The sequence below is a fragment of the Streptomyces sp. NPDC058985 genome (assembly GCF_042740985.1).
Lineage (GTDB): Bacteria > Actinomycetota > Actinomycetes > Streptomycetales > Streptomycetaceae > Streptomyces.
This window is the reverse complement of sequence record NZ_JBHYJX010000012.1, coordinates 129891-156146: the sequence shown is the minus strand read 5'-3', so window position 1 is coordinate 156146 and position 26256 is coordinate 129891. Positions and strand designations below refer to the sequence as shown.

Sequence of the window (26256 nt, the reverse complement as noted above, 5' to 3'; positions counted from 1 at the left end):
CGCCTACCCGCGGAAAAGTTCGCGATCACCCCGAACGGATTGCGTCACCCCACCCGAACGGATTGCGTCGCTCCGCCGGATCGGGCCCGGCTCCGGGGGCACTCAGGCCGTGACGCGCACCGAGTCCAGCACCCGGGTGACGTCGGCATCCGTGCCCCGCAGCCGGATCTGCACGTACGCCTGGGGCCGGGTCCCGCCGCCGGCCGGTCCGAGGGCGGCTTCGACCAGCGTCTCGCCCTGGTGGAAGCAGTCCGTCCAGGTGCGCACCCGGCCCGTGGACTCGGCGCCGGTGAAGGCACGCGCCCCTGCGTAGCGGCACCCGTCGTGCTCGATGCCGTCCACCTTCGCGGTGACGTCGCCCTCGCCGCCGAGCCCGACGAACACGCCCTGCGCCTCGGCGTCCGGGTCCCCCCACGCGCTCAGGTCGTCGGCGACGATCAGTCCCGGTTCGTGCCCCGCGCGCAGGCCGAGGGCCGCGGGATCCCAGCCGCCCGTCTGCTTCTGGCCGCCCCAGGAGCTGGGGACGCGGACGCCGACCCGGCCCGTGCCGTCCCTGACCGTCACCTCGGAGGCGGCGGCACGGCCGCGGTCGACGAGCACGGTCGTCGCGGTCACCGCACCGGCCAGGACGAGGGCGCCGGCGGCCAGGAGAAGCGTCCGCCGACGGAGGCGCGGGCGCCGGATGCTGATCCGGCCGGTCCGCTCGCCGGCCGGCTCCAGCTCCCCGGCGAACGCCCGCGCCGTGGGCCAGCGACGTTCGCGTTCCGGCTCCAGGGCCCGCGTCACCACGTGCGCCACCCGCGGCGGGAGGCCCGGCCGGAGCCGGTCCACCGGGACCACCTGCCCGGGCGCGGCGGGGACGGTGCCGGTGAGCAGGTGGTAGGCGACGGCGCCGAGTGCGTACACGTCGGCCCGCTCGTCGATGCCGCCGCCGGGCTGCGCCTGTTCGGGCGGCTGGTAGCCGGCGCTCCCGGCGGCGAGCGTGAGCCCGGAGGCGTGGGCGAGGCTCTTGGCCAGTCCCAGGTCGGCGAGCAGCACCCGGCGCGAACCGTCCGGTGCCGTGGCCAGCAGGACGTTGGACGGCTTGATGTCCCGGTGCACGACGCCGGACTCGTGCAGCGCCGCGGCCCCTTCGGCGGCCAGCGCGGTCAGGCGCAGAGCGTCCTCCAGCGCCAGGGATCCGTCGGCGAGGTCGCCGAGGGTGCCCCCGTCGCCGTACTCCATGACGAAGTACGGGCGCCCGTCGGGCAGCTCGCCGATGTCGTAGACCTGCACCACGTGGGCGGAGCGCACCTTGCGGAGCATGCGGGCCTCGGACAGGAAGCGCTCCCGCACGTCCAGCCGCTCCGACCAGTTCTCGGCGAGGACCTTGACGGCCACGGGCGCCTGCAACTGGTCGTCGTGGGCCAGCCACACGACGCCGAAGGCACCCGTGCCCAGACGCCGCTCCAGCCGATAGCGCCCGATCCGGTCGGAGGAAAGCATGTGCCTATCATGCATTGCCCCGGATCCGACCGACCGAGAGGACCACCGTGCACGACGCGCCCCGCACCGAGGAACTGGCCCGGCGGGCGGCGGCCGGGGACTCCTCGGCGCTGGACGAACTGCTCGTGGGTATCCGCCCGGAGGTGGTCCGGCGCTGCGGGCACTTCCTGCCGTGCCGGGAGGACGCCGAGGAGGCGGCCCAGGACGCGCTGCTCCAGGTCGCGCGGAAGATCGGGACCTTCGAGGGCCGGAGCCGGTTCGGCACCTGGCTGTACACGGTCGTCGCGAACTGCTCCCGGCAGAAGTACCGCGAGCTGAAGCGGCGCAGCGCCGAACAGCCCGCGGTGATCGACGACTCCCAGCACGTCGATCCGCGCACCACGAGCGTCATCGCCGGCTCCCGGCTGCTGCTCCTGGACGCGCTCGACCGGCTGGAGCGGGAACATCCGCACCTGGTCGCGCCCTTGGTCTACCGCGACCTGTGCCAGTTGGAGTACGCGGAGGTGGCCGAGCGGGTGGGGGTGCCGCTGGGTACCGTGAAGTCGCGGCTGCACGAGGCGCGCCGGAGGGTGAAGTCCTACTTCGGAGACGCCTCGGCCTGACCGCGACCGCCCGCCGGAGCGCACGGGGCCTGGGCCGGAAACGCGGCCGTCACGCCGCGGAGAGCGGTCGGAAACGCGTCCGACCTACCGTCGTCCGCCATGGACACGACGAGCGCGCCCGGCGCTCGCCCCCTACGGCGGAAGAGGCGTGGATGAGCGTCGAGCCCCAGCTCACGGAGGCCACGGAACCAGGGCCGGAACCAGGGCCGGGACCGGGGACGGCACCCCGCGCCGACCAGGCCGTGCGGGAGACCCTGGAGGACTACACGCTGCGCTTCGCGCCGCGCAGCTACCGGCGCTGGAGCCCGATGGTCGTGGCGACCACCGCACTGGGCGGGATCGCCTACATGGCGGACTTCTCCATCGGCGCCGGCATCGGGCTCACCCACGGCACCGGCAACGCGCTGCTGGCGATCGCGGTGGCCGCGGTGGTCATCTTCGTCACCGGCTTCCCGCTCGCCTACTACGGCGCCCGCTACAACATCGACCTCGACCTGATCACCCGCGGCTCCGGCTTCGGCTACTACGGGTCGGTCCTCACCAGCGTCATCTTCGCCAGCTTCACCTTCATCTTCTTCGCCCTGGAGGGGTCGATCATGGCCCAGGGTCTTGAGTACGGCCTGGGGATGCCCCTGTGGCTGGGCTATCTGGTCTCCACCGTCATGGTGATCCCCTTGGTGATCTACGGCATGAAGGCGCTCAGCCGGCTCCAGGTCTGGACGACGCCCGTCTGGCTGCTGCTCATGGTCGCCCCGCTGGTCTACCTGGTCGCCTCCGACCCCGGCTCGGTCGACCGGTTCCTCGCCCACGCGGGCACGGACGGCGACGGCGGCGTCAACACCGCGTCGGTCCTGCTGGGGGCGGGGGTGTGCCTGTCCCTCATCGCCCAGATCGGCGAGCAGATCGACTACCTGCGTTTCATGCCCCCGAAGACCGAGGCGAACAAGCGCGCCTGGTGGACGGCGGTCGTCATGGCGGGACCCGGCTGGGTCGTCCTCGGCGCCCTCAAGCAGGCCATCGGCGTCTTCCTGGCCGTGTACATCCTGGCGGAGGTCGGACCGGCCACGGCGACCGAGCCCATCCAGCAGTTCAGGAGCGCGCTGGACGCGATGCTGCCGTCGTGGACGGTGCTTCCGCTGGCGCTGGCGCTCGTCGTGATCAGCCAGATCAAGATCAACGTGACGAACGCGTACTCCGGTTCGCTGGCCTGGACGAACTCCTTCACCCGGGTGACCGGGACCTACCCCGGGCGTCTCGTCTTCGTCCTGGTCAACCTGGGCTTCGCCCTCGCGCTGATGGAGGCCGACATGTTCAGCTTCCTCAACAGCCTCCTCGGGTTCTACTCGAACTGCGCGATCGCCTGGGTCGTCACGGTGGCCACCGACATCGGCGTCAACAAGTACCTGCTCAAACTGTCCCCGCACGCCCCCGAGTTCCGGCGCGGCATGCTCCACCCCGTCAACCCGGTCGGCGTGGTGTCCTTCGTCGCCGCCTCCGGGCTGTCCATCGCGATGTACTTCCATCTGCTGGGCGACGCCATGCAGCCCTACTCCCCCGTCGCCGCGGCGGTGATCGCCTTCGTCCTCACGCCCGTCATGGCCGTCGCCACCAGGGGCCGGTACTACCTGCGGCGCACCGACGACGGCATCGCGGAGCCGCCGCTGGACCCGGAGGGCAACCCCAGCGCGGTCACCCTGGAGTGCCACGTCTGCGGGGAGTGCTACGAGCGACCCGACATGACGGCCTGCCAGGCCCATGCCGCGTTCGTCTGCTCACTGTGCCTGAGCACCGACAAGGCAGCCGTCCACGTGCTGCCCCCGTCCCCGGCACCCGCCTGAGCGGGTCGCCCGTTGACAGCGGCGGCTAACAGCAATAGCTTGGAGCTAACAACGTTAGCCGCTGCTGGTTCACCACGGGGAGTGTCATGACCGAGTACCTGGCCGTCGACGGCGGCACGATCGCGTACGAGGTGTCGGGGTCCGGGCCTCTGATCGTCCTCGCGCACGGCATGGGCGACAGCCGGGCCGCCTACCGTGCCGTGGTCCCGCCCCTGGTGGAGGCCGGTTTCCGGGTCGCCGCGGTCGATCTGCGCGGCTGCGGCGAATCCAGCGTCGACTGGCCGGCCTGGAGCCGCACCGACATCGCCGGCGACCTGCTCGCCGTGGTGCGTCAGCTGGGCGGCCCGGCCGTGCTCGTCGGCCACTCGATCTCCGGCGGCGCGGCGACGGTCGCGGCGGCCCGCGAGCCCTCGCTGATCACCTCGGTGGTGGAGCTGGCGCCGTTCACGCGCGCCCAGTCGGTCCGCTTCGGTGACCTGCGCGTACGGCGTGTGCGGCGGGGCATGCTGCGGCTGCTCGGCGCCGGCGTCCTCGGCAGCCGGCCGCTGTGGCGCTCCTACCTCGACGTCGCCTACCCCGGCCCGAAGCCGGCCGACTGGGCGGAGCGGCTGGGCAGGATCGACGCGATGCTCCGCGAGCCGGGACGCATGAAGGCCCTCCAGGGCATGGGCCGCAGCACCCCGGGCGACGCCGGCGCGCAACTGGCCAACGTGCGCTGCCCCGTCCTGGTGGTGATGGGCACGCTGGACCCCGACTGGGCCGACCCGCGCGCCGAGGGCACGGCCATCGTCGACGCCCTGCCGTCGGGGCTCGGCCGCCTGGACATGATCGAGGGCGCCGGGCACTATCCGCACGACCAGTTCCCCGAGCGGGTGGTCTCCCTCGTCCTGGACTTCGTACGGACGGACGGCGCGCACGCCTAGGCATCGTGCACGAGTGGCCGGTGTCCTACGGCCCGGACCCGGGCCTCACCGCCCGCTGCCCCGCCTGCTCACGCGTCGCCCTGCGCATGGTGTCCGAGGAGGGGCACATGTGGCTGAGCCTGGGCGGCGCGTCCGCAGCCTTCCGGTTCCGCACGGCCTGACGTGGGGGCGGATCGCTCCTGGCCGCCGGAGCGCGTACGGGCGCCCTCCGCGGGGACGTCGAAGCCGACGACGTGACCGCGATGCTGCTCGGCGTGTTCCTGTCGACGGCCGCCGAGGACGATCCGTCGCGCACCGGCCGGCTCCTCGACCTCGTCGTGGACGCACTGCGCACGCCGGTCCCGTCTCCGTGACGCCCTGAGCGGGCGAGTCGACGGGACACGCCGTCGGCCGGATCACAGGAGGCCGGCTTCCCTCGCCGTCCACACCGAGGGGACCAGGGGCCGGTAGCCGAGCTCGCGCCGGATGCGGTCGGTGGACATGACGCCGTGCCAGGGATCCGGGGTCTCGCGGTCGTGGACCTCCCCCGGCACGGGAAGACCGTTCAGCAGGAACAGGTCGACCGTGGTGACCGGGGCGTCGTCCGCGATGTTGTAGACGCCCCGCGCGCCCGGCGCGTACAGCAGCCGTCGGAGGCCCTGCGCCACGTCGATGTGGTGACCCATGTGCAGGCGCTGCATCGCGGGCCACCGCGGGGCCCAGGCCATCACGTCGGTGAGATGCGGGTCGCCATCGCCGTAGACGAAGGGCAGCCGGGCGATGCGCAGGTCCCGCAGGCCGTCCAGCCGGGCGAGCGCGCGCTCCGCCTCCCACTTGGACTCGGGATAGGCGCCCCACAGGTGCGTGCCCGGCACGGTCTCGTCGCTCTCGACCAGCGGCCTGCCCCTCCCCGCCCCGTAGGCCAGTCCGGTGCTGACCTGGACGAACCGCTCCACGCCCGAGGCTGCTGCCGCCCGGCCGAGCTCCACGGCGGCGTCGTGGTTGACCGCCCGCGCCTCGTCGTCCGGGACACCGCGGAAGGCGGCAGCGACGTTGACCACCGTGTCCACGCCCGCCGTGGCCCTGCCGAGCACCTCCGCGTCGCGCAGGTCGCCCACCAGTACCTCGGCACCGAGCGCGGCGAGGGGTTCGCCGCGCGCAGCGTCCCGTACCAGCACCCGCAGCCGCTCGCCGGGGGCCGCGCTCCGCAGCAGCCGCGGCACGAACCGCCGTCCCACCTGCCCCGTCGCTCCCGTCACCAGGGTCAGCATGGCCGCCTCCTCATGTTTCGTAGCCATGTCCGAAGCGTGGCGCCGTCACGGCCGAGGCGGGAGAGACGCGGTCATCCAGGGAGCGGCTCTCCCTGGATACCGGCCGGGCCGGGAGGGATGCTGGAGCCATGGATCGCACCGGTCTGGCCGACTTCCTGCGGCGCGCCCGCACCCGCCTGAGCCCGGGCGACGTGGGTCTCAGCGCGGGCCCACGGCGCCGTACGCCGGGCCTGCGCCGCGAGGAGGTCGCGCTCCTGGCGGGGATGTCCACGGACTACTACGCGCGTCTGGAGCAGCGGCGCGGCTCGCGCCCCTCCCGGCAGATGCTGACCGCCCTCGCCCGCGCGCTGCGGCTCACGGACGCCGAGCGGGACCACCTGTTCCACCTGGCGGGCGAGGAACCGCCCCGGCCCGGTGGTTCCTCGGACCACGTCCGCCCGGGCCTGCTGCTGATCCTGGACCGCCTGCACGACCTGCCGGCCGCGGTCGTGAGCGACTGGGGCGTGATGCTCGCGCAGAACGCGATGTCCGTCGCCCTCACCGGTGAGCACACCGGCACGAACCTCATCCAGCGCTGGTTCACGGTGCCCGGCGCCCGGGACATCGCCCCACCGGAGAAGCACGCCCAGCACGCCCGGGCACACGTGGCGACCCTGCGGGCGGTCACCGCGGCCCGCCCCGACGATCCGGGCCCGGCCGCCCTGGTGGCCGAACTCCGCTCCCGGTCACCGGAGTTCGAGGCCCTCTGGCTGGAGCACGACGTGGTGGTCCGCCGCCCGTCGCCGAAGAGCTTCGTGCATCCGGTGGTCGGCGTCCTCGACCTCGACTGCGAGGTACTGCTCAGCGACGGGCACAGCCAGCAGCTGATCGTCCACTCCGCGCGTCCGGGCACCCCGGCGTACGAGCGACTGGCCCTGCTGCGCGTGATCGGGGTGCAGGACCTCGCTCCCCGGCCGTAAGGACCGCGGTACGGGGCGAGGAGCCGGGGCCGGGCGGTGAGGGCCGCCCGGAGCCGCCCCGGGACCGCGACAACGCGGACGCCCGCCCCGGGCCGTCCCGGGGCGGGCGAGAGGGCGGGCATGGGGCGGCGGGGGCCACCGGGTCCCGTCGAACAGGGGATCCGCCGACACACCGCCCGTCGGTCAAGGCCGCCCCGGCAGGGCTCAGTCGGTGGCCAGCATGCCCTCCCGCAGGCGGCCCAGCAGCCGCGATATCAGCCGGGACACGTGCATCTGCGAGACACCGAGCCGTTCGCCGATCTCCTTCTGGGTCAGTTCCTCGACGAACCGCCAGTGGATGATCTGCCGGTCCCTCTCGTCCAGTTCGGCGATCATCGGGGCGAGCGCGTGGAAGTCGTCCACGAGCGCCAGCGCGGTGTCGTCGGTGCCGATGAAGTCGGCCAGGGCCGCCTCGCCGTCCTCACTGCCGCTGATGGCCGCGTCCAGGGAGGCGGAGTTGTAGCCGTTGGAGGCCACGCGGGCCTCGCGGACCTCCTCCTCCGGCAGGCTCATCAGCTCGGCGAGCTCCCTGGTCGTGGGGGTGCGACCGAGCCGGCTGCGCAGTTCCTCGGTGGCGCGGGCCAGCTGTACGCGGGCTTCCTGCAGGCGCCGCGGGACGTGCACGGCCCACGAGGTGTCCCGGAAGAACCGCTTCATCTCCCCGACGATGTACGGCACGGCGAACGAGGTGAACTCCACCTCGCGCGAGATCTCGAACCGGTCGATCGCCTTGATCAGGCCGATCATGCCGACCTGGACGATGTCCTCCATCTCCTCCGGTCCGCGGCTGCGGAACCGGCCGGCCGCGAACCGAACCAGGGACATGTTCATCTCGATCAGCGTGTTGCGCGCGTACTGGTATTCGGGCGTGCCCTCCTCCAGCACGGCCAGCTGATCGAAGAACAGTCTCGACAGCTCCCGGGCGTCCTTGGGCGCCACCTTGGACGGATCCGCCACTTCCGGCACAGCGGCGCGGCACCCGGCCGCCTGCACGGTCGTCGCCATCATCTTTCCTCCCGCATCGCTCCGGCGTTCGCCGGACCGTGAATTGACGTCGCAGGGCGTACCCCGCCCTCTCCGTTCCATGCCTGGCGACTTCGCTGGTGAGGCGAGGCTCACGTCGAGCAGGGATCCGCGGCGCGTGGTTGGTTCGGGAGCACATGTGAACGGTGGCCGCGGGCGTGCGTCCGGTGTCCGCGGCGAGGCGGCGCAACAGCGCCGCCTTCTCCACCGCCATTGCACGGCCGCCCCGTTCGCGCAGTGCGCGTTCACCGTGGGCGGGGCTTCGCATTGGGCCGGGAAACAGATCTGCGCGAGGGCGGTACGGGGCAGCGCGTGGTCCTGATTGACTGCGCGCCCACCCCACACCCGTACGCGCGCCCCTGCCGGGGTGCCGGTTGAACATGAGCGGAGCCGCGCATGTCCCTCGGATCGCAGCCCTGGTACGAGCCGCCGAACCAGCACGAGCCCGCAGCCGGGGAGAGACCTCCGCCGCCGCAGCGGGGGCGGGACGTCGGGGGCGAGGCGGCGCGGCTGGCGGTCGGACTGCGGCTCGGTCTCCGGATCGCCGCCGTCTGGCTGCTCTACGTACTGCCCGCCGCCCTCGTACCGGCCGTGTACGGCACACGAATCGCCGGACCGGTGAGTCTCGGCGTGGTCCTGGCCGTGGTGCCCCTCGCCGTGGGTGTGCACGCGCTGGTGGAGTACGGGCGTCGGCTGGACCGGCTCGGTTCGGAGCCGGACGCCCGGAGGTGGTCGTGACCACGCTGCTCGACCCCTCGTCCCGTTCCCTCGTCCTCGCCGCGTTCTCCGTGTTCGTCGTGGTCTGCCTGATGCTGTGCGTCGTCACCGGCGCCGACGACGACGACCGGGCTCTCGTGAGGTCCGACAGCCGACGGCTGCGTTCCTGGCAGCAGGGCATCGCGATGGGGGGCGACACCACCACCGTCGCGACGGTCACCGTGCTGGTGGGAATGGTCGCCACGTCCGGCTTCGACGCCCTCGGCGTGATGCTGGGCAGCCTGATCGGCGTCATGCTGTTCCTCGTGCTGATCGTCGAGCCGCTGCGTCGGCACGCGACGCTGACGGCGGCGGACATGCTGGACGCGCGCGGCAGCGGCGGACCCGCGGTACGCGTCTCGTGGGGTGTGGTGACCCTGCTCGTCTGCTTCCCGCTGCTGGTCGTGCAGTTGGTGGTGGTCGGCAACGTGGCCGCGGCGGTGCTCGGGCAGCCCGGCGCGCGGACCGGCTGCATCGTGGTGATCGGCTGTGTCATGACGGCGCTGGCCGTCAGCGGAGGCATTAGGGGTACGGGTGTGGTGATGATCGCGAAGTCCGCGGTCACCCTGCCCGTGCTGGTGATCGCCGCCGTGCTCGTGGTGCACCGCTTCGGCGGCGATCCCGGACGGCTGCTCGACGCCGCCGCGCACGGCACGGGGCTGGGCGAGGCGTATCTGCGTCCGGGCGGCTACACCGGTGAGGGCTGGGTGGGGGCCGTGAACCGGATCGGGCAGCTCTTCGGCATGTCGATGGCCACGCTGGCGATGCCCGCCGTGCTGATGCGGGCGATCTCCACCAAGAGCCCGCGCGGTGCCCGAACCGTGGGTCGCTGGATGCTCGGCGAACTCACCCTCCTGTACGGCGCGCTCGCCGTCGTCGGAGTCGGTGCGGCCGCGCTCGTCGGCGGGGCGCTGCGCGAGGCCGGTCCGGAGGCGCAGGTGTTCACGCCGCTGCTGCTCGGGCGCGCGCTCGACAGCGGCGGCATCCTGGTCACGGCCATGGCCTGTGTCCTGTTCCTCACGGCGCTGGCGGCCGTGGTGGACGTGACCCTCGCCGCCGGCATCGCCCTGGGGCGGGACGTGCTGGGCGCGTCCCGCAGGCACGCCTCCGGCCCACCCGCCGACCCGCACGCGTCCAGCGGGCGCGTGGCCGGCGGCGGGGAAGGTACCGCGTCCCGGTGGGCGGCCGCGTTGACGGGGTCGGTCGCCGCGCTCGTGGCGGTCGTCACCGCCGACTGGAACCTCGTGGTGGTCTCGACGCTCTGGCTCACGGTCTGCGGCGCCGGCCTCGCGCCGGTTCTCCTGTACGCGCTGCACTGGCCCGGGTTCACCGCCCGCGGTGCGCTGTGGTGCCTGTGGGGGGCCACCGGTCTGAGCGTGGCGGCGCTGGCGCTGTCACCGTACGCGTCGGGCACGCCCACGTCGATTTTCCCCGGGTACGACTTCCGGGTCTGGGAGGTGACGATCCCGGGCCTGGTGACGGGGCCGGCCGGATTCCTGCTGGGCTGGCTGGGCAGCGTCACCGATCCCCGCCGTGCGGCGGGCCGCGGGCCCGCTCCGAAGCGGCACAGGGAACTGGACGTGGACGCCGCCTGAGCCGTCCGTGCCGCCCACCGGCGACGTCCGGCGGGCGGCACGGACACGTGCTGCCGAGGCGTCACCAGTTCTTGTACCGCACGTCGCCGAGGCCGCAGAAGGTGCAGTCGGAGCGGAGGAAGTCCTCGGTACGGCGGAATTCCTCGTCGGCGAGATGCCACCGGAGCCAGGCGGTGATGACGTGCCGGCCGTTGCGGGTGGCCAGGATGTGGTCAGTGCCGTCGAGGACCTCGAACCACACCGGCACGTCGGTGTTGGTGTAGTCGCGCTCCATGTTCGCGGTGGCGAAGTCCTCGTCACCGCCGATGTAGAGGGCCGGGGTGCGGAGGTTGTCGGGGCCGTTGCCGTCGAACGATCCGCCGGCCACGTGGATGGTGGTGTCCAGCCGCGGTTCGCCGGCCGCGTCGAAGGTGCCGAGGGACCCGCGGGAGTGGCCGCCGAAGGCGATCTCGGAGGTGTCGACGTCCCCGTACAGCGGGCTGCCGGGACTGGCGTTCTGTTCCTCCAGCCAGTCGAGGGCGTCGACCATGTAGGCACCGTCGCTGGACGAGACCTCGCTGTAGACGACGAACCCGTGCGAGGCCCACAGCCGCAGCATGTCCTCGTAGTCGGCGGGGTCCGACCCCGCACCCGGGCCCCAGACGAAGACCGGGTGGTCCACACCGTCCTGGCCGGCGTTGGCCGGGTACACCAGCCAGCCGTCATCGCCGGGTCCGGCCGATTCGTCGACGGTCACCGGGTAGGGGCCGGGCTCGGTGACGTCGTCCACCGGGGGCAGCGATCCGGCCGGCGGGTCGGTCGGGCCCGTGCCGTCGGCCGCCTCGATGACCACGTCGTCGACGGTCAGCGTCTCCAGGACGCTGCCGGCGTCCAGGGAGAACCGCAGCCGCAGGTCTCCGCCCTCGGCGGACTCCGGCAGGGGGAACGACACGGCGCCCGAGGCCGCGCGCGCCGATTCCAGCGTGGTGAACGAACCGCCGTCGGTCGAATAGGCCACGGTGAAGGCCTCGCCGAGGTCCAGCCCCGATGCCGTCCGGGTGTAGGACACCGTGAGGTCGCCGTACCCGGTCAGGTCGACGGGCACGGACACGATGGACGCGCCGGAGGACAGCGACCCGGCGAGCCGGGCGCCGTACGTTCCGGTCCTCACGTACCCGGACGCGGTGAAGGTGCCGAGCCCGTCGGCGAAGTCCTCGCTGTAGACCGGGGTGGCGGCCCGGGCCGGAGGTGCGGTGACGCCCGTGGCTCCCACCGCCGTGATGCCCACGGCCGCGGCGCCGAGTAGGCGGAGGCGCCCCTTGATGCGAGACATACCTGAGATCCCCTCTGGTCGCGCCGGTCGACAGCGTCGGCGCGCCCCTGTCGGTTTCGCGAGTGGTGTCTGCTCCCGATCCCCGTGGATCGTTCCGGGGCCGGCTGACACCGAGTCAAACAGGCTCTGGAGACAGCGGAATCGGCGAAATCACCGGCCGGGCAGGCCAGGGCCGACCGCGAACCGTCGATTCAGCCTTCGACGCGTGACCCACGCCTTCGCACGCCCGAGACCTCGCCGTAGGGCGGGCGTGTACGGGCCGTCGGTCCATGGACAGTCCCCAACCTGCTGTGATGTGATCCGTGCGGCGGACGGACGGGTCCGCCGTCCCCCCTCAGGCTCGAAAGTTCCGTACACATGCAGAAGACCAAGGCCGCACTCTGGGAATTCCTCCAGGGGCTCGGCAAAACGTTCATGCTCCCGGTGGCCCTGCTCGCGTTCTGCGGCATCATGCTCGGCATCGGCTCCTCCCTGTCCAGCGAAGCGGTCACTGACAACGTTGCCTTCCTGAAGGGCGAGGGCTGGCACCTCGTCTTCACCTGGATGGCCAACACCGGTCTGGTCGCCTTCACGTTCCTCCCGGTGCTCTTCGCGATGGCGATTCCGCTCGGTCTCGCGCGTGAGGACAAGGGCGTGGCGGCCTTCTCAGGTTTCGTCGGCTTCGCCGCCATGAACCTCGCGGTGAACTTCTATCTCACCGCGAAGGGCGTCGACTTCGAGGACGAGAAGGCGATCGAGCACTACGGCACAGCCGACGTGCTGGGCGTGCAGTCCATCGACACGGGACTGCTCGGCGCCGTGGCCGTTGGCATCGTTGTCAGCCTGCTCCACCGGCGCTTCCGTACCCAGCGGATGCCCGACGCGCTCGCCTTCTTCGGCGGGCTGCGCTTCGTGCCGATCGTCTCCGCCCTGGTCCTGAGCGTGCTGGGTCTCCTCATCCCGCTGGTCTGGCCGACGTTCAACGGCTGGATCACGGCGGTGGGCCGGGGTATCGGGCACACGGGGGTCTTCGGGCCCTTCTTCTTCGGCATGGGAGAGGTCCTGCTGCGGCCGATCGGGCTGCACCACATCCTCGTGGCCATGTTCCGCTTCACCGACGTCGGCGGCTCCGGAGCCGTGTGCGGCGACCACGTCTCCGGCGCCCTCAACATGTTCTACGCCCAGCTGGACTGCTCGGCCGCGCCGGGCTCCGCCGTCACGGACGCGACGCACTTCCTCTCCCAGGGCAAGATGGCGGCCTACCTGGGCGGTCTGCCGGGCGCCGCGCTGGCGATGTACCACTGCGCGAAGCGGCGGATGCGCCCGGAGATCAAGGCCCTGCTCGTGTCCGGCGTCGTCGCCTGTGTCGTGGGCGGCATCACCGAGCCGCTGGAGTTCCTGTTCCTCTTCGTCGCCCCGTGGCTGTACGCCATCCACGCGGTGCTCGTCGGTCTCGGATTCCTCACGGCGGCCGTGCTCGGCGTCTACATCGGGAACACCGACGGCAACGTCATCGACTGGCTGGTCTTCGGCGTGCTCCAGGGCTCGACGACCAAGTGGTACCTGATACCGGTCATCGCGGCGGTGTGGTTCGCCGTGTACTACTTCCTCTTCCGCTGGGCCATCAGGCGCTTCGACCTCAAGACTCCCGGCCGCGAGGACGACCCGGACGAGGGCGCCGAGGAGGACGCGGAGCAGCGGGACGAGGACGACGGTGCGGCGCCCGCCGGCTCCGCCGAGAAGGCGGCGGCCCCGCGTGAGCTGGTCGCAGGGAAGTACGACGCCGTCGCTATCCTCGACGCGATCGGCGGCGCGGGCAACATCCGGTCCCTGGACAACTGCATCACCCGCCTGCGCATGACGGTCGAGGACGCCGAACGGGTCGACGAGGCACGGCTGAAGAAGCTGGGTGCCGTGGGGGTCGTCAAGCTCGACGCACACAGCGTGCAGGTCATCATCGGCCCGCAGGTGCAGTCGGTGAAGGACGCCATCGCCACGATGATCCCGGTGGGCTGACCATGGCCTCGTCACCGCCGTACGACTTCGACACGCCGGTGGACCGGCGCGGCACCTGGTGCACGCAGTGGGACTACGTCCAGGACCGGTTCGGCGTGCCGGACCTGCTGCCCTTCACCATCTCCGACATGGACTTCGAGACGGCCCCGGAGATCCTGGCCGCGCTCCGCGACCGTCTGGACCACGGAGTGCTCGGTTACTCGCGCTGGCGCCAGAGCGACTTCCTCTCCGCGATCACGCACTGGTACGCCACGCGGCACGCCACCGAGGTGGACCCGGAATCCGTCGTGTACGCCCCTTCCGTCGTCTACCAGGTCTCGCGGTTGCTGCGCCTGTGGTCGCGGCCCGGTGACGGCGTGGTCGCGCACACCCCGATGTATGACGCCTTTCCCAAGACGGTGGCGGCCAACGGGCGCCGGCTGCGGGAGTGCCCGCTGGACGACTGGGCGGAGTTCGAACGGCTCCTCGCGCTCCCCGACACGGCCGTGCTGCTGCTGTGCTCGCCGCACAATCCCACGGGCCGGGTGTGGTCCGAGGCGGAGCTGGACCGGATGGCCCGGCTGTGCGCGCGGTACGGCGTCGCGGTCGTCAGCGACGAGATCCACTCCGACCTCGCGTACGCCCCGCACGTGCACCGCCCGTGGGCCCGGCACGGCGGCGAGGGCCGCTGGGCCGTGCTCAGTTCCGCGTCCAAGTCGTTCAACATCCCGGCGCTGACCGGGAGTTACGGGATCATCGGCGACGCGCCCTCCCGCGAGGCGTATCTGCGGCAGCTCAAGGACGCCGACGGGCTCTCCTCCCCCGCGGTGCTGTCGCTGGTCGGGCACATCGCCGCGTACCGGAGCGGGGCACCCTGGCTGGACGCCCTGCGCGGGTACCTCGCGGGCAATCTCACGATGGTCGCGGACCGGCTGCGGACGGCCTTCCCGGAGCTGGGCTGGGAGCCCCCGCAGGCCGGGTACCTCGCCTGGATCGACCTGCGCCCCCTCCGGATCGACGACGACGCGCTCCAGCGCGAGTTGGTGGAGGTGCAGAAGGTGGCCGTCATGCCGGGGGCCGCCTACGGCTCCCCGGGGCTGGTGCGGCTCAACGTCGGGTGTCCCCGGTCCAAGGCGGAGGCGGGCGTCGAGGCGCTGGTGCGGGCGGTGCGGCGGATCGCACCCGATTCGCGATGACATGGTCTGCAGCCCGGTGGAAGGCGAGCACGCCCTCCTGGAGCCCATGACGGTGGACGGGGACGGGGTGACCCACCGGGTCCCGCAGCACTGGTGCCCGCCTGCCGTCGGGGCCTGCTGCGGCCGGAGGCCTGGGCGAGGCCCGCGGGGGGGGCGACGCACCGCCGCCGGGCCCCGCGTTGCAGCCGCCCCTGTCCCGGCGGACACTGGCCGGAACTGGCAGCCTGCCGGAGAGGGCCTGGACGATGGGTGACTACGCGGACCTTCCTGGTGTCAGGACCTGGTACGAGAGCGAGGGGACCGGCGATCCGCTGGTCCTGCTGCACGGCGGGTTCTGCACCAATGACACCTGGGGAGCGCAGCGCGCCGATCTCGCCGCCGCGTACCGTGTCCTGCTGCCCGAGCGGCGCGCCCACGGGCACACCCCCGATGTCGACGGGCCGCTGACGTACCAGGACATGGCCGACGACACGGTGGCGTTCCTGGAGACGGTGGTGGAGGCGCCCGCGCACCTGGTCGGCTGGAGCGACGGGGCCGTCGTCGCGCTGCTCGTCGCCCTCGCCCGGCCGGACCTGGTGCGCCGGACCGTGCTGATCGGGGCCAACTTCCGGCCCGCCGGGGAGTGCTTCGTCGAGCCGGGCATGCTCGACGCCATGACGCCCGACAGTCCGGACATGGCGTTCTTCCGCGAGATGTACGAGGCCGTGTCGCCGGACGGTGCGGACCACTGGCCGGTGGTGGCGCTGAAGATGATCGACATGTGGCGCACCCAGCCGGCCCTCACCGAGCGCGAGCTGGGCCGGGTCACCGCGCCCACCTTGGTCATGGCCGGCGACGACGACCTGATGACGCTGGAGCACACGACCGCCCTGTACCGCGCACTTCCCGACGCGCGGCTGGCCGTGCTGCCCGGCGCCTCCCACCTGGTGCCGCTGGAGAAGCCGGCCCTGGTCAACGGGCTGGTCCTGGACCACCTCGGTCAGGAGGCGGCGGTCGAGACGATGATGCCGGTCCGCCGCCGCAGCGGGTGACCCGGCGTCAGGGCCGGGCGACCGGGTCGAGGGCCAGGGCGGCGAACGTGGCCAGCCAGTGGTCGGTGGTGAAGTCGCCGCGCTCCACCGCCGGCATGCCCGCCGCGAGGTGTGCCTGTGCCGCCGCGTCCAGGCGGGCGCGGGCGGGGCCGTCGGGCAGGGCATCCGCGAGGGCGCGCAGCGCGGCCGCGCGGCTGAGCGTCAGGCCGAGCAGGTGGCCGATCTGCGGGTCGGCGTGGTCGGAGACCACCGGCACCTCGAACAGCGGGCAGGGCGCACCGGAGGCGAGCGCGGGCAGGAAGCGGTCCAGCCATGGCGCGAACCGGTCCGGCGGGAGCACCCTGCGCATCGCGTCGGCCTCGGTCAGCGCCGGGGAGAGGAAGTCCTGTCCGGACGGTTCCCAGTGCGCGGGTGCGTCGTGGTCGTCGGCGAACCAGGTGAGCAGACGTTCCCGGACGGCCCGGTCGGTCCCGGCGGACATTTCTCCCGAGTCGAGGGCGAGGCTCAGCGCGAACGCGCTGTTGGGGTGGTTGCCGTGGCGTACGGGATAGGTGGCCCTGGGCAGCCAGCCGGCCAGCAGTTCGTCGACCGCGGTGACGGCGGGGGCCAGTGCCTCGGCCCAGCGGATGCCCGCCGGTCCGCCGTGGGCGCGGCACTCGGCGGCCAGGGCGAGCAGCCACGCCCAGCCGTAGGGCCGCTCGAAGGAGGGGTGGTCGCGGAGATAGGCGGCCTCGGTGGCCAGGTTGCCGGGGGTGAGGTGGCGGTCCAGCGCGTCGAGGGCCGGTGCGGTGTCCGGCAGTTCGGGGGTGCCGCCGTGGCGGCGGAGCAGCCGGACGAGCAGCCAGTGCATGTGCACCGAGGAGTGCCAGTCGTAGGCGCCGTAGAAGGCGGGGTGCAGGGAGGTGGGCGCGGGGTTCTCCCGCGCGGAGGTGATCAGGTGGGCCGGGAAGTTGGGGTATGCGCGGGTGATGTTGGCCAGGGCGATCCTGGCGAACGGGGCCGCGTGGGCGCCGAGCGGCATCAGTGGGTGGCTCCTTCGGTGACTTTCAGGTCGTGCTCGGCCGGGGTGCGGGCGGCGGTGGCCAGCAGGGCGCGCAGACCGTGGGCGACGGTGGCGGGCGGCAGGGACGGTGCGGTGCCGTCGGCGACCTGTTCCGGCGCCCAGGGCACATGCGCGAACCCGCCCCGTATGTGCGGGAACTCGGTGGCCATGAGGTGGCCGAGGCCGTAGGCCACGTGGTTGCAGACGAAGGTGCCGGCCGTGTTGGAGACGGCGGCCGGGACGCCCGCCTCGCGCATCGCGGCGACGCACGCCTTGACGGGCAGGGTGGAGAAGTAGGCGGCGGGGCCGTCCGGGACCACCGGTTCGTCGATCGGCTGTCCGCCGGCGTTGTCGGGGATGCGTGCGTCGTCGACGTTGATGCCGACGCGTTCGACGGTGACGCCGGGGCGGCCGCCCGCCTGGCCCAGGCAGAGGACCAGATCGGGGCGGGCCGCCCGGACGGCGTCGCGCAGGGCGTCGAGGGACGCGCCGAAGACGCAGGGCAGTTCGGCGGCGGTGACGGTGAGCCCGGCGGGCGGTTCGGCGGCCACCAGGGTCGCCGCCTGCCAGGACGGGTTCACGCGTTCGCCGCCGAAGGGGGCGAAGCCGGTGATGAGGACGCGGGTCATGGGCGTTCCTTGCCGTGCGGGTCGGATGGCCGGGGTCAGAAGGCGAAGAGCGCCATGATGACGGTGCAGCAGCCGAGCAGGGCGATGCCCGTCGGCAGCTGTGCCTTGATCGGGCCGTACTGGTCCTTCAGTTCGAGCAGTGTGGCCGGGACGATGTTGAAGTTCGCGGCCATCGGCGTGCACAGGGTGCCGGCGAACCCGGCCAGCATGCCGATGGCGAGGACGGCCGGCTCGTTGCCGTGCATCTGCTGGATCAGTACGGGCCAGCCGATCGCCGCCGTCATGACGGGGAACGCGGCGAACGCGTTGCCCATGATGACGGTGAACAGGAACATGCCCACGCAGTACGCGACGACAGCGAGGTACTTGGAGTCGTCCGGGAGGACCTTGTTCACGATGTCGCCGACCTGGTCGCCGACCCCGGCGACGGCGAAGATCGAGCCCAGCACGGCCAGCAGCTGAGGCAGCAGCAGGGCGGAGCCCATCGCCTCCAGCATGGAGCGGCCGGAGTGGACCGGGACGGACAGCTTCTTCTCGCCGGTGACCAGCATGCCGACGACGAGCGCGACGACGCAGCCGACGCCGAGTCCCAGCAGGGTGGCCTTGCCGGTCTCGAACAGGCCGGACTCGTCCAGCACCGAGGCGCAGACGATGGCGACGAGCGGGATGGTCAGCGCCGGGACGAAGATCTTGTTGCCGAGCCGGGCGGCGGAGGCCTCGCGCTGCTTACCGGTGGTGGTGACCGGGACGCCCTTGCCGAGGAAGTTGAAGCCGGCGAGCACGATCAGGGCGAGGACCGCGACGCCGAGCGGTTCGGCGGGCAGGGTCCAGTCGCCGTTCTTCGCGGTGGCGTTGGCGACGCCGGTGCCGTAGGGGAAGGTGAGACCGAGCAGTCCCCAGAACGCGGCGGACGTCCACCGCTTGGGGTTGCTGCGGTCGGCGGCCATCTGCACGGCCATGACGACGAAGACGAGGCCTATCAGCCAGTAGAGCCATTCGACCTTGATCACTTGTCGGCCCCCTCGGGAAGCGGCAGGTCGTGTTCGGCGGCGGCAGCCGCCATCTCGCGCTCCAGCTGGCGGTCCATGAGGAGCAGCCGGGCACCGTGGATGAGGAAGGCGCAGACGGCCAGCGGGATCGCCCACAGGGCGAGCTGGGTGGGTTCGATGTCCTGGTGGTACGTCGAGTTCACGAAACCGGTGATCAGGAGGATCGAGCCGATCGCGATGAAGCAGTCCTCGCCGAAGAACACACCGACGGTGTCGGCCGACGCCGAGTAGGAGCGCACCTTCTCGCGCCACCGCTCGGTCAGTCTGGCCCCCGTGGAGCGTTCGGCCGCTGCCTCGGCCATGGGCGCGACCAGGGGCCGCACGGTCTGGGCCGGACCGCCGATGCTGTTGAGTCCGAACGCCGCGGTGACCTGCCGGACCAGCAGGTAGACGGTGAGGAACCGGCCGGCGCTGAGCCTGCCCAGGCGCCCGATGAGATTGCGGGCCTGTTCGCGCAGGCCGTAGCGCTCCAGCAGGCCGATCACCGGAAGCACGATGGCGTAGACGGTGACCGAGCGGCTGTCGGCGAAGGACCGGCCGAAGGCCGCGAGGACCTCCAGAGGGTCCATTTCGCCGAGCAGTCCGGTGACGATTCCGGCGACGCCCACCACGAGGACGGGGTTGCGGCGCGTGACGAATCCGAGGATCACCACGACCACACCGAGGAGAACGATCATTCGGTGGCCTTCTTCAGGCATGAGGGGGCGGGGCAGCACGGATCCGGAGCTTTCGGAGCCGCGGCTTCAGCGGTCCCCGGACCATAGCTCCAGATACGTGGCAGATGCACGGACACTAGCGATCGTTCAACGATCTAACAAGAGGTGGATTTCTCTCGTCCGCTTGGACGGTCGCCATCGCGTCTTGTCGGATCGTTCAACGATCGTCTACTTTCGGCATGTGATCGACCTCAACGCAGACCTCGGCGAGGGCTTCGGCCGCTGGACCCTCACCGACGACGACGCCCTGCTCTCCGTCGTCACCAGCGCCAACGTCGCCTGCGGCTTCCACGCGGGCGACCCCTCCGTGATGCGGCGCGTCTGCGCCCTCGCCGCCGAGCGCGGGGTCCGGATCGGGGCGCAGGTGTCCTACCGCGACCTGGCGGGCTTCGGGCGGCGCGCCATGGACGTACCGGCGGGCGAGCTGGCGGCCGAGGTCGCCTACCAGATCGGCGCGCTCAGGGTCTTCGCCGAGGCCGCCGGGTCCGAGGTGGCCTACGTGAAGCCGCACGGCGCGCTCTACAACCGCACCGTCCACGACGCCGAGCAGGCCCGTGCCGTCGTGGCGGGGGTCAAGCTGGCGGGCGGCGCACTGCCCGTGCTGGGTCTGCCGGGCTCGCGACTGCTCGACGCCGCCGGGGAGGCGGGGCTCACCGGTGTCCCGGAGGCCTTCGCGGACCGCGCCTACACCGCGCGGGGCACCCTCGTCCCGCGCGGCGAGGCGGGCTCCGTGGTGACCGACGCGGACGCGGTGGTCGGCCGTGCGCTGGGGTTCGCGGTGCGGGGCGAGGTCGAGGCGGTGGACGGCACGACCGTCGCGGTCGCCGCCCGTTCGCTGTGCGTGCACGGCGACACCCCGGGTGCGGCCCGGATCGCGGCGCGGGTGCGCGAGGCGCTGGAGGCGGCCGGGGCCTGCATCGGGGCGTTCGCATGACGGATGCCCGGGCCCGCTCGGCCCGCCCCGCCGGCCGCCACGCGCTCCTCGTCGAACTGCCCGACGCGGAACACACCGCGGCCTTCCACGCCGAGGTGCTGTCCCGGCGCGCCGCCGGGACCCTGCCGCCGGTGACGGAGGTGGTCCCGGGGGCGCGGACCGTGCTGCTCGACGGGGTGCCGGACCCGGAGGCGCTGGCCCGCGAGGTCACCGGGTGGGAGGTACCGCCGGTCCCCGACGACGACGGGGACGTGGTGGAGCTTCCCGTGCGCTACGACGGTCCGGATCTGGCCGACGTGGCGGCCCTGTGGGGAGTCGCTCCCGACGAGGTGGCCGCCCGGCACGGCGCCCTGACCTACCGGGTCGCGTTCTGCGGGTTCGCGCCCGGCTTCGGTTATCTCACCGGCCTGCCGCCTCGCCTCCATGTCCCCCGCAGGGCCACACCGAGGACCCGCGTACCGGCCGGCGCGGTCGCGTTGGCCGGCCCGTACAGCGCGGTGTACCCGCGCTCCACGCCGGGCGGCTGGCAGCTGATCGGCACCATGCCGGACGCGCGGCCGCTGTGGGATCCGGCGCGTGAGCACGCGGCGCTGCTCACGCCGGGGGCCCGGGTGCGATTCGTCACAGCGGGCGGCGCCTCGACGGAGGCCGCCGTATGACGGCCAAGTTCACGACCGTGCGCTCCGGGGCGCTCACCACCGTGCAGGACGCGGGCAGGCCCGGCCACGCCCATCTCGGCGTACCACGTTCCGGAGCACTGGACGCGCCCGCGATGCGCCTCGCCAACCGGCTGCTCGGCAACGACCCGGACGCCGCCGTCCTGGAGACCACGCTGACCGGGTGTGCCCTGCGGCCCGACCACGGCGTCACCGTCGTCGTCGGCGGCGCGCCCTGCCCCGTGACCGTCGACGGGCGGCCCGCCGCCTGGGGCGCTCCGGTGCGGGTGCCCGCGGGCTCGGTCCTGGACGTGGGGGCGGCCGCCACGGGGGTCAGGTCGTACGTGGCCGTCGCCGGGGGCATCGCCGTCGACGCCGTCCTCGGCAGCCGCTCGACCGACCTGCTGTCGGGGCTGGGGCCACTCCCCCTGCGGGACGGCGACGTCCTCCCGGTGGGCACACCCGCACGGATGGTGCCGCCGTCCGTGACCGCCCCCTGGCCCGGTCCGCCCGCCGAACTGGTCCTGCCGGTACGCCTGGGCCCCCGCGCCGACTGGTTCTCCGCGGCCGCCCTGCGCACCCTCGTGGCGGCCGTCTACCGCGTCTCGCCGCACAGCAATCGCATCGGCCTGCGCACGGAGGGGCCGCCGCTGGAACGCGCCGCGACGGGCGAACTGCCCAGCGAGGGCATGGTTCTGGGCGCCGTTCAGGTCCCGCCGGACGGGCGCCCCGTGATCTTCCTGCACGACCATCCGACGACCGGGGGTTACCCCGTCGTCGCGGTCGTCGCGGAAGGTGCCCTCGCGGCGGCGGCGCAGGCCGCGGCCGGAACCCGGGTGCGTTTCACGCCCGGCTGACGGCTGCCCGCCGCCGACGCCCTATGGCGTACGCGCGTAGACCTCGGGCACCATCGTGCTGCACCGCATGCTCAACCACCCCACAGGAAGCATGACGTTCTGCATGGAGGTTCCATCATGAGGTCTCCAACCACGCGCGTCCGGGCGGTCGTCACGGCGCTCGCCCTGGTCGCCGCGCCGGGCGCGGTCGTCGTCGCCGGCGCCGGCGACGCCTTCGCGGCCACGAAGATCAGTCACGCCACCGCCACGTCGATGTTCCGCGACGTCGGCATCACCTGGTCGTCCTCCGGCAACTGCTCCAACCGGAACAACGGCACCTGTACGTCCTTCGACCAGCTCAACCTCGCCACCGCGCAGGGCGCGCAGACCCTCAAGCGGGCCAGCGGGTGCGCGCTGAACATCACCGGCGGCACCGAGACCGGGCACGCCTCCGGCACCTACTCGCACTGGAACGGCTACAAGCTCGACTTCAGCAAGTACACCTGTGTAGGCAACTACATCAAGAACTCCTTCACCTACATCGGCGTGCGCGGCGACGGCGCTCCGCAGTGGCGGTCCGGTTCGGGCAACGTCTACGCCGACGAGGGCAACCACTGGGACGTCACCTACTACAACTGTGGCGGCTGCTGAGCCGTGACCGCGGGCGGCAGGGGGAGGCACAGTGCTTCACGTGGACTTCGACGAGGGCGCGTTGACCCGGATGGGCGTGGCCCGGGGCGCCGACCCGTTGTGGGAGACGGTACTGAGCCTCCACCTGCTGCAGAACGACCAGGAGCCCCTGGCCTACGACCCCTGGCGGCGCGAGGTGCGCGGCGCCCTGCACCGTGGCGGACTCGCCGACGACGTACGGGCGTTGATGCGGCTCTGCCCGCCCACCGGGTACTTCCCGGACTTCCTGACGCCCGGTCGCGGTGACCTGGACCTGGCGGAGGGCGTGGACCGGGTGCGCTCGACGCCCCGGAGCAGACTCGTCGCCGAACTCACCCGGCTCTGCGCGGACCTGCGCGGCCCGGTGCCGCGCAGTGTGCGGTGGGTGGCCTCCGGGGACGCGACCGCGCTGCGCTGGCTGGGCGCCACAATGCGCCGCTACCACGCCGTGGCCGTGGCGCCGTACCTGCCCGTGATCCGTGCCCGGGCCGGGGAGGACCGCGCCCGGCGTGCCGAGGCCGCGCTGAGCGGTGGCGCCGAGGCCCTGCTCGCGAGTTACACGGACCTGCCGGGCTGGCGGCAGGACGGCACCCTGCTCGCCGTCCCCTATCCCGAACCCCGGTCGCTCAGGCTGGGCGGGCGCCCGCTGACGCTGGTGCCCGCCTTCTTCTGCGTACGGACGCCGCTGGCCCTGGTGGACGAGTCGCTGCCGCCGGTCCTTGTGCACCCGCTGCGCCCGGAGCCGGGCTGGCTGCCGCGCCTGCGCGCCGGTGCGGCGAGGCCGTCCGTCGACCGGCTGACCGGGCCGTCGCGGGCCCGGATGCTGGAGTCGCTGGAGACGCCGATGACCACGACGTCGCTCGCCGCGGCGCTGTGCCTGGCACCGTCCACGGCGAGCCGCCACGCCGCCGTACTGCGTGAGGCGGGGCTGGTGGCGACCCGCCGCGAGGGCAACCGGGTACTGCACCGGCGTACCGCGCTGGGGTCGGCGCTGCTGGACGGGGCCGCTCAGCAGGTGGGCACGCCGGGGAGCCAGGAGTCGGCGACGTCGATGAAGATGTTGGAGACGTAGCCACCGTAGTCGGGCAGGTAGGACCAGGCGTCGTTGCTGTAGCCGTCGTAGTTGACCAGCTCGCCGTGGACCTGGCAGCGGACCCGGACGGTCGTCGGTCCGGCCAGGCTCGCCACCCGGGTGGAGCCGGTACTCGCCTGCTGACGGATGCTCACGTCGGTGCCCCAGGTCGGGAACGACGTGGTGTCGCCGCCGGCGTCGGTCCACAGGTAGGTGACGGTCACCCAGCCGTTGTCGTTGAGGCCCACGTTGTAGAAGGTGCCGTCGGCCAGGTCGATGCCGGCCGGGTTGGCGACCTGGCGGCCGAACTCGTCGCGGCCGCCGTTGTAGCCGTCCTCGTACGCCGCCTGTGCCTCGGGCAGGCCGCGCGGCAGGTCCTTCCACTGCTCGCGCTGCGTGGAGGGGTTCCAGTGGTCGTCGTGCGTGTTCCACGGGCCGACGTCCCACACCGGCGCCGTCTCGCAGCGGGCGGGACCGCACACCTGCACCGAGTACTGTGCGCTGCCCTTGGGCGACAGCGCCCTCCGGGAGGGGAGCGCCACGAAGTGGTCGTTCGCCTTGATGACGTGGCCGTTGGCCGTGGTGTGGCCGACCAGGCCCTCACGGGTGGCGTAGACGCGGGCGGAGAAGGCGGCGGCCGTCGGCGTGGACCCGGCGGAGACGCTGCCCGTGCCGTCCGCCGTCAGGGTCAGGGCGCGGACGGCGGCCGTGGCCTCGCCCTTGGCGTTCCACAGCGTGAGCCGGGCCTGGACGTCGACCACGTCGCGCGGCAGTCGCGCCGGGCTGCCGGCCGCCGCCCGCCGCCACTCGGTCCAGGTTCCGTCGGCAGCCCGTCCGCGCACGTCGACCTCGACGTCCGCCGCCTCCGGCACGGTCGCGTCGAGGTCCACGGTGACCCGGTTCACCGGCCGTTGCACGTGGTGCGTCTCCAGGACGGCGGAGGCGTAGCCGCGGTCCCGGTCCAGGGAGGCGGGGCTGACGGAACCGTCCCGCACCCGCAGGGCGCCCTCCCCGTACCGGACGTTGACGTCGTCGCCGCCGGCCGGGGACAGGTCGGGGCGCCAGGACTCCGTGGCGGGCGCGGAGGTGGTGTCGGCGGCCGGCGCGGGAGCCGCGGCCAGTGCCGTGCCGGCGAGGGCGAACAGGCACACGGCGCCGGTCAGGGCACGCGTGGGACGCGGCCCGCGGCGCGGGACGGAACCCGGGCGCGGGGTGGGCGGGGTCAGCATGTGGGCACTCCTGGGAGCCAGGCGTCGTCGACGTCGATGAAGATGTTGGACACGTAACCGCCGTAGTCCGGCAGGTACGACCAGGCATCGTTGCTGTAGCCGTCGTACTCGACGAGCCCGCCGTGGACCTGGCAGGCCACGCGGACGGAGGTCGGTCCGGGCAGACTCGCCACCCGGGCGGAGTCCGTGGACGGCTGCTGACGGACGCTCACGTCCGTGCCCCACGTCGGGAACGGGGTGCCCGTGCCGCCGTCGTCGCCGCGGACCAGGCTCATGTAGTAGGCCCAGTCCCAGTGCGGGCCGGGGTCGGTGTGGTCGTTGCCGGGCACCTCGCTGTGTCCCACGATGTGCGCGCGGTCCCGGGGGATGCCGTACCTGTCGGTGAGGTGACGGGTCAGCGCCGCCGACGAGCGGTACATGGCGTCCGTGAACCAGGCGGGGTCGCTGACGTACCCCTCGTGTTCCACGCCCACGGAGTAGGGGTTGGCCGAGCGCGCGTGCCAGGCGGTGTCGCCCTCGCGGACGCTCTGGGTGATCTGGCCGTCGGAGGACCGCACCACGTAGTGGGCGCTGACCTGCGCCGACGGGTTCTGGAACCAGCTGATGGAGCCCGCGTAGGAGCCCTGCGTGACATGGACGACCACGGTGGTGATCGCCGAGTTGCGGCCCGCGGCGTAGTTGCCGGAGTACGCCGGGTTCCAGAGGGCCGGCGGGTAGTCGGCGGACGCGCTCGCGCCGGCGCCGGTGTCGGCCCCGGCGTACTCCCCGCGCCGGGGCCGGACCTCGCGCGGGGCGACGGTGACCTGTTCGCCGCCGTCCACACGGGTCCGGACGCCGTCGCCGAGGACGTCGTAGACGGCGTCGGCGTACAGGCGTGCGGCGGCGTCGCTGCCGGTGGAACCGTAGCGGGCGGCGACCGGGTACCAGTCGCCGAGGCGGTCCCGGTCCGCGGCGTCGAGACCGGCCTCGTCGGCCAGGGCGCGCAGCACGGCGGCGCCGCCGTGGATGTTGGCGTCGGTGTCGCGTTTCAGGTCGGCGACGCTCTCGCCGGTGAGTCGCGCGGCCTGTTCCAGGGTGTGCCGTTCCGGGTTGCTGACCAGGTGCATCACGCCGTAGCCGTTGTCCTGGCTGGGCAGTCCTTCGTGGCCGTCCAGGCGGGTCTCGCCGTAGCCGACGGCGACCAGCAGGTCCCGGGGGACGTCGTAGGCGACGGCCGCGCTTGCGAAGGCCTGGTTGACGGAGTCGTCCGGCGCGTTGGGCGCGGGTGCGGCGGCGGCCGGGGACGGTTGGCCGGTGAGCGCCAGTGCGGCCGCGACGACCACGGCGCACAGCGCGGTTCGCGCACGTCCGGCGGGGAGTGGGGAGGACATGTGGGGGTGCTCCGCTCTCTCCGGTGCCCACGGGGTGTGGGGGCGGTTCGCGTGCGGCCGGGAGTCTCCTG

Annotated in this window: 25 protein-coding genes and 1 pseudogene; 16 read left to right on the top strand and 10 right to left on the bottom strand. The window is 72.8% G+C overall.

Annotation, left to right across the window (positions count from 1 at the left end; translation table 11 throughout):
* Window positions 1-102: 102 nt before the first annotated feature.
* Entirely contained in the window at window positions 103-1485 is a 1383-nt protein-coding gene (locus ACFW01_RS14165) for a serine/threonine-protein kinase (protein WP_234957798.1), read from the bottom strand.
* A 47-nt stretch (window positions 1486-1532) separates the two neighbouring features.
* Here ACFW01_RS14165 and ACFW01_RS14160 point away from each other — a divergent pair, with 47 nt between their 5' ends.
* The 5 genes and pseudogenes from ACFW01_RS14160 to ACFW01_RS14140 form a co-directional block, all read left to right on the top strand.
* The gene (locus tag ACFW01_RS14160) at window positions 1533-2087 is read left to right on the top strand and encodes an RNA polymerase sigma factor (protein WP_384503709.1); all 555 of its coding nucleotides are present in this window, start codon (window positions 1533-1535) and stop codon (window positions 2085-2087) included.
* A gap of 152 nt (window positions 2088-2239) precedes the next feature.
* Window positions 2240-3925 (top strand): cytosine permease, encoded by a 1686-nt coding sequence (locus ACFW01_RS14155; protein WP_234957800.1) that lies wholly within the window; start codon window positions 2240-2242, stop codon window positions 3923-3925.
* An 86-nt stretch (window positions 3926-4011) separates the two neighbouring features.
* Window positions 4012-4848, top strand: coding sequence for an alpha/beta fold hydrolase (locus tag ACFW01_RS14150; RefSeq protein ID WP_234957801.1), 837 nt, complete (start codon window positions 4012-4014; stop codon window positions 4846-4848).
* Window positions 4849-4853: 5 nt separating this feature from the next.
* A complete protein-coding gene (locus tag ACFW01_RS14145; protein ID WP_234957802.1) occupies window positions 4854-5009 on the top strand; it encodes a DUF6510 family protein in 156 nt (51 codons plus the stop codon).
* Between the two features lie 9 nt (window positions 5010-5018).
* Window positions 5019-5201: pseudogene (locus tag ACFW01_RS14140) on the top strand (TetR/AcrR family transcriptional regulator); the annotation flags it as partial.
* 42 nt (window positions 5202-5243) lie between these two features.
* Here the strand turns inward: ACFW01_RS14140 and ACFW01_RS14135 are convergent.
* Window positions 5244-6098 carry an NAD-dependent epimerase/dehydratase family protein gene (locus ACFW01_RS14135; RefSeq protein WP_234957925.1) on the bottom strand — a complete coding sequence of 285 codons (855 nt, stop codon included), beginning with the start codon at window positions 6096-6098 and terminating at the stop codon, window positions 5244-5246.
* A gap of 128 nt (window positions 6099-6226) precedes the next feature.
* Between ACFW01_RS14135 and ACFW01_RS14130 the strand changes: the two genes are divergently transcribed.
* Window positions 6227-7057 (top strand): helix-turn-helix transcriptional regulator, encoded by an 831-nt coding sequence (locus ACFW01_RS14130; RefSeq protein WP_234957803.1) that lies wholly within the window; start codon window positions 6227-6229, stop codon window positions 7055-7057.
* A gap of 204 nt (window positions 7058-7261) precedes the next feature.
* On the opposite strand, the gene ACFW01_RS14125 is transcribed toward ACFW01_RS14130, so the two are convergent.
* Window positions 7262-8104: an RNA polymerase sigma factor SigF gene (locus ACFW01_RS14125; RefSeq protein ID WP_234957804.1), complete on the bottom strand. Its 843-nt coding sequence runs from the start codon at window positions 8102-8104 to the stop codon at window positions 7262-7264.
* A gap of 411 nt (window positions 8105-8515) precedes the next feature.
* Here ACFW01_RS14125 and ACFW01_RS14120 point away from each other — a divergent pair, with 411 nt between their 5' ends.
* Entirely contained in the window at window positions 8516-8857 is a 342-nt protein-coding gene (locus tag ACFW01_RS14120) for a hypothetical protein (RefSeq protein WP_234957805.1), read from the top strand.
* Complete coding sequence (locus ACFW01_RS14115) at window positions 8854-10470, top strand: transporter (protein WP_234957806.1); 1617 nt, start codon at window positions 8854-8856, stop codon at window positions 10468-10470. The genes ACFW01_RS14120 and ACFW01_RS14115 overlap by 4 nt, the downstream gene beginning before the upstream one ends.
* A 61-nt stretch (window positions 10471-10531) precedes the next feature.
* Here ACFW01_RS14115 and ACFW01_RS14110 read toward each other — a convergent pair whose 3' ends face one another.
* The gene (locus ACFW01_RS14110) at window positions 10532-11782 is read right to left on the bottom strand and encodes a hypothetical protein (protein ID WP_234957807.1); all 1251 of its coding nucleotides are present in this window, start codon (window positions 11780-11782) and stop codon (window positions 10532-10534) included.
* A 357-nt stretch (window positions 11783-12139) separates the two neighbouring features.
* On the opposite strand from ACFW01_RS14110, the gene malX reads away from it, so the two are divergent.
* The 3 genes from malX to ACFW01_RS14095 all read left to right on the top strand — a co-directional run bounded on the left by malX (window position 12140) and on the right by ACFW01_RS14095 (window position 15983).
* Window positions 12140-13777: a maltose/glucose-specific PTS transporter subunit IIBC gene (malX, locus tag ACFW01_RS14105; RefSeq protein WP_234957808.1), complete on the top strand. Its 1638-nt coding sequence runs from the start codon at window positions 12140-12142 to the stop codon at window positions 13775-13777.
* A 2-nt stretch (window positions 13778-13779) separates the two neighbouring features.
* Window positions 13780-14952, top strand: a complete 1173-nt coding sequence (locus ACFW01_RS14100) for a MalY/PatB family protein (protein ID WP_234957809.1) — start codon at window positions 13780-13782, stop codon at window positions 14950-14952.
* 245 nt (window positions 14953-15197) lie between these two features.
* A complete protein-coding gene (locus tag ACFW01_RS14095; RefSeq protein WP_234957810.1) occupies window positions 15198-15983 on the top strand; it encodes an alpha/beta fold hydrolase in 786 nt (261 codons plus the stop codon).
* 7 nt (window positions 15984-15990) lie between these two features.
* Here ACFW01_RS14095 and ACFW01_RS14090 read toward each other — a convergent pair whose 3' ends face one another.
* Genes ACFW01_RS14090 through ACFW01_RS14075 form a run of 4 tightly spaced genes read right to left on the bottom strand, consistent with a single transcriptional unit; the run spans window position 15991 to window position 19380 of the window.
* Window positions 15991-17004 carry a DUF2891 domain-containing protein gene (locus tag ACFW01_RS14090; RefSeq protein WP_234957811.1) on the bottom strand — a complete coding sequence of 338 codons (1014 nt, stop codon included), beginning with the start codon at window positions 17002-17004 and terminating at the stop codon, window positions 15991-15993.
* Window positions 17004-17654: a pyroglutamyl-peptidase I gene (gene pcp / locus ACFW01_RS14085; protein WP_234957812.1), complete on the bottom strand. Its 651-nt coding sequence runs from the start codon at window positions 17652-17654 to the stop codon at window positions 17004-17006. Before pcp ends, ACFW01_RS14090 begins: the two co-directional genes overlap by 1 nt.
* A gap of 35 nt (window positions 17655-17689) precedes the next feature.
* A complete protein-coding gene (locus tag ACFW01_RS14080; RefSeq protein ID WP_234957813.1) occupies window positions 17690-18664 on the bottom strand; it encodes a DUF979 domain-containing protein in 975 nt (324 codons plus the stop codon).
* Window positions 18661-19380, bottom strand: coding sequence for a DUF969 domain-containing protein (locus tag ACFW01_RS14075; RefSeq protein ID WP_234957814.1), 720 nt, complete (start codon window positions 19378-19380; stop codon window positions 18661-18663). The genes ACFW01_RS14080 and ACFW01_RS14075 overlap by 4 nt, the downstream gene beginning before the upstream one ends.
* Before the next feature lie 220 nt (window positions 19381-19600).
* Here ACFW01_RS14075 and ACFW01_RS14070 point away from each other — a divergent pair, with 220 nt between their 5' ends.
* The 5 genes from ACFW01_RS14070 to ACFW01_RS14050 all read left to right on the top strand — a co-directional run bounded on the left by ACFW01_RS14070 (window position 19601) and on the right by ACFW01_RS14050 (window position 23586).
* Window positions 19601-20353 (top strand): 5-oxoprolinase subunit PxpA, encoded by a 753-nt coding sequence (locus ACFW01_RS14070; protein ID WP_234957815.1) that lies wholly within the window; start codon window positions 19601-19603, stop codon window positions 20351-20353.
* On the top strand, window positions 20350-21012 hold the full coding sequence (locus tag ACFW01_RS14065) for an allophanate hydrolase subunit 1 (protein ID WP_234957816.1): 663 nt from the start codon (window positions 20350-20352) through the stop codon (window positions 21010-21012). The genes ACFW01_RS14070 and ACFW01_RS14065 overlap by 4 nt, the downstream gene beginning before the upstream one ends.
* Window positions 21009-21866 carry a biotin-dependent carboxyltransferase family protein gene (locus tag ACFW01_RS14060; RefSeq protein ID WP_234957817.1) on the top strand — a complete coding sequence of 286 codons (858 nt, stop codon included), beginning with the start codon at window positions 21009-21011 and terminating at the stop codon, window positions 21864-21866. The genes ACFW01_RS14065 and ACFW01_RS14060 overlap by 4 nt, the downstream gene beginning before the upstream one ends.
* A 117-nt stretch (window positions 21867-21983) precedes the next feature.
* Window positions 21984-22496 carry a hypothetical protein gene (locus tag ACFW01_RS14055; RefSeq protein WP_234957818.1) on the top strand — a complete coding sequence of 171 codons (513 nt, stop codon included), beginning with the start codon at window positions 21984-21986 and terminating at the stop codon, window positions 22494-22496.
* 40 nt (window positions 22497-22536) lie between these two features.
* Window positions 22537-23586, top strand: coding sequence for a winged helix-turn-helix domain-containing protein (locus ACFW01_RS14050; protein WP_234957819.1), 1050 nt, complete (start codon window positions 22537-22539; stop codon window positions 23584-23586).
* Here the strand turns inward: ACFW01_RS14050 and ACFW01_RS14045 are convergent.
* Entirely contained in the window at window positions 23523-24815 is a 1293-nt protein-coding gene (locus ACFW01_RS14045; RefSeq protein ID WP_234957820.1) for a hypothetical protein, read from the bottom strand. The two genes, ACFW01_RS14050 and ACFW01_RS14045, sit on opposite strands and share 64 nt — an antisense overlap.
* Complete coding sequence (locus ACFW01_RS14040; protein ID WP_234957821.1) at window positions 24809-26185, bottom strand: N-acetylmuramoyl-L-alanine amidase; 1377 nt, start codon at window positions 26183-26185, stop codon at window positions 24809-24811. The genes ACFW01_RS14045 and ACFW01_RS14040 overlap by 7 nt, the downstream gene beginning before the upstream one ends.
* Window positions 26186-26256 lie beyond the last annotated feature (71 nt).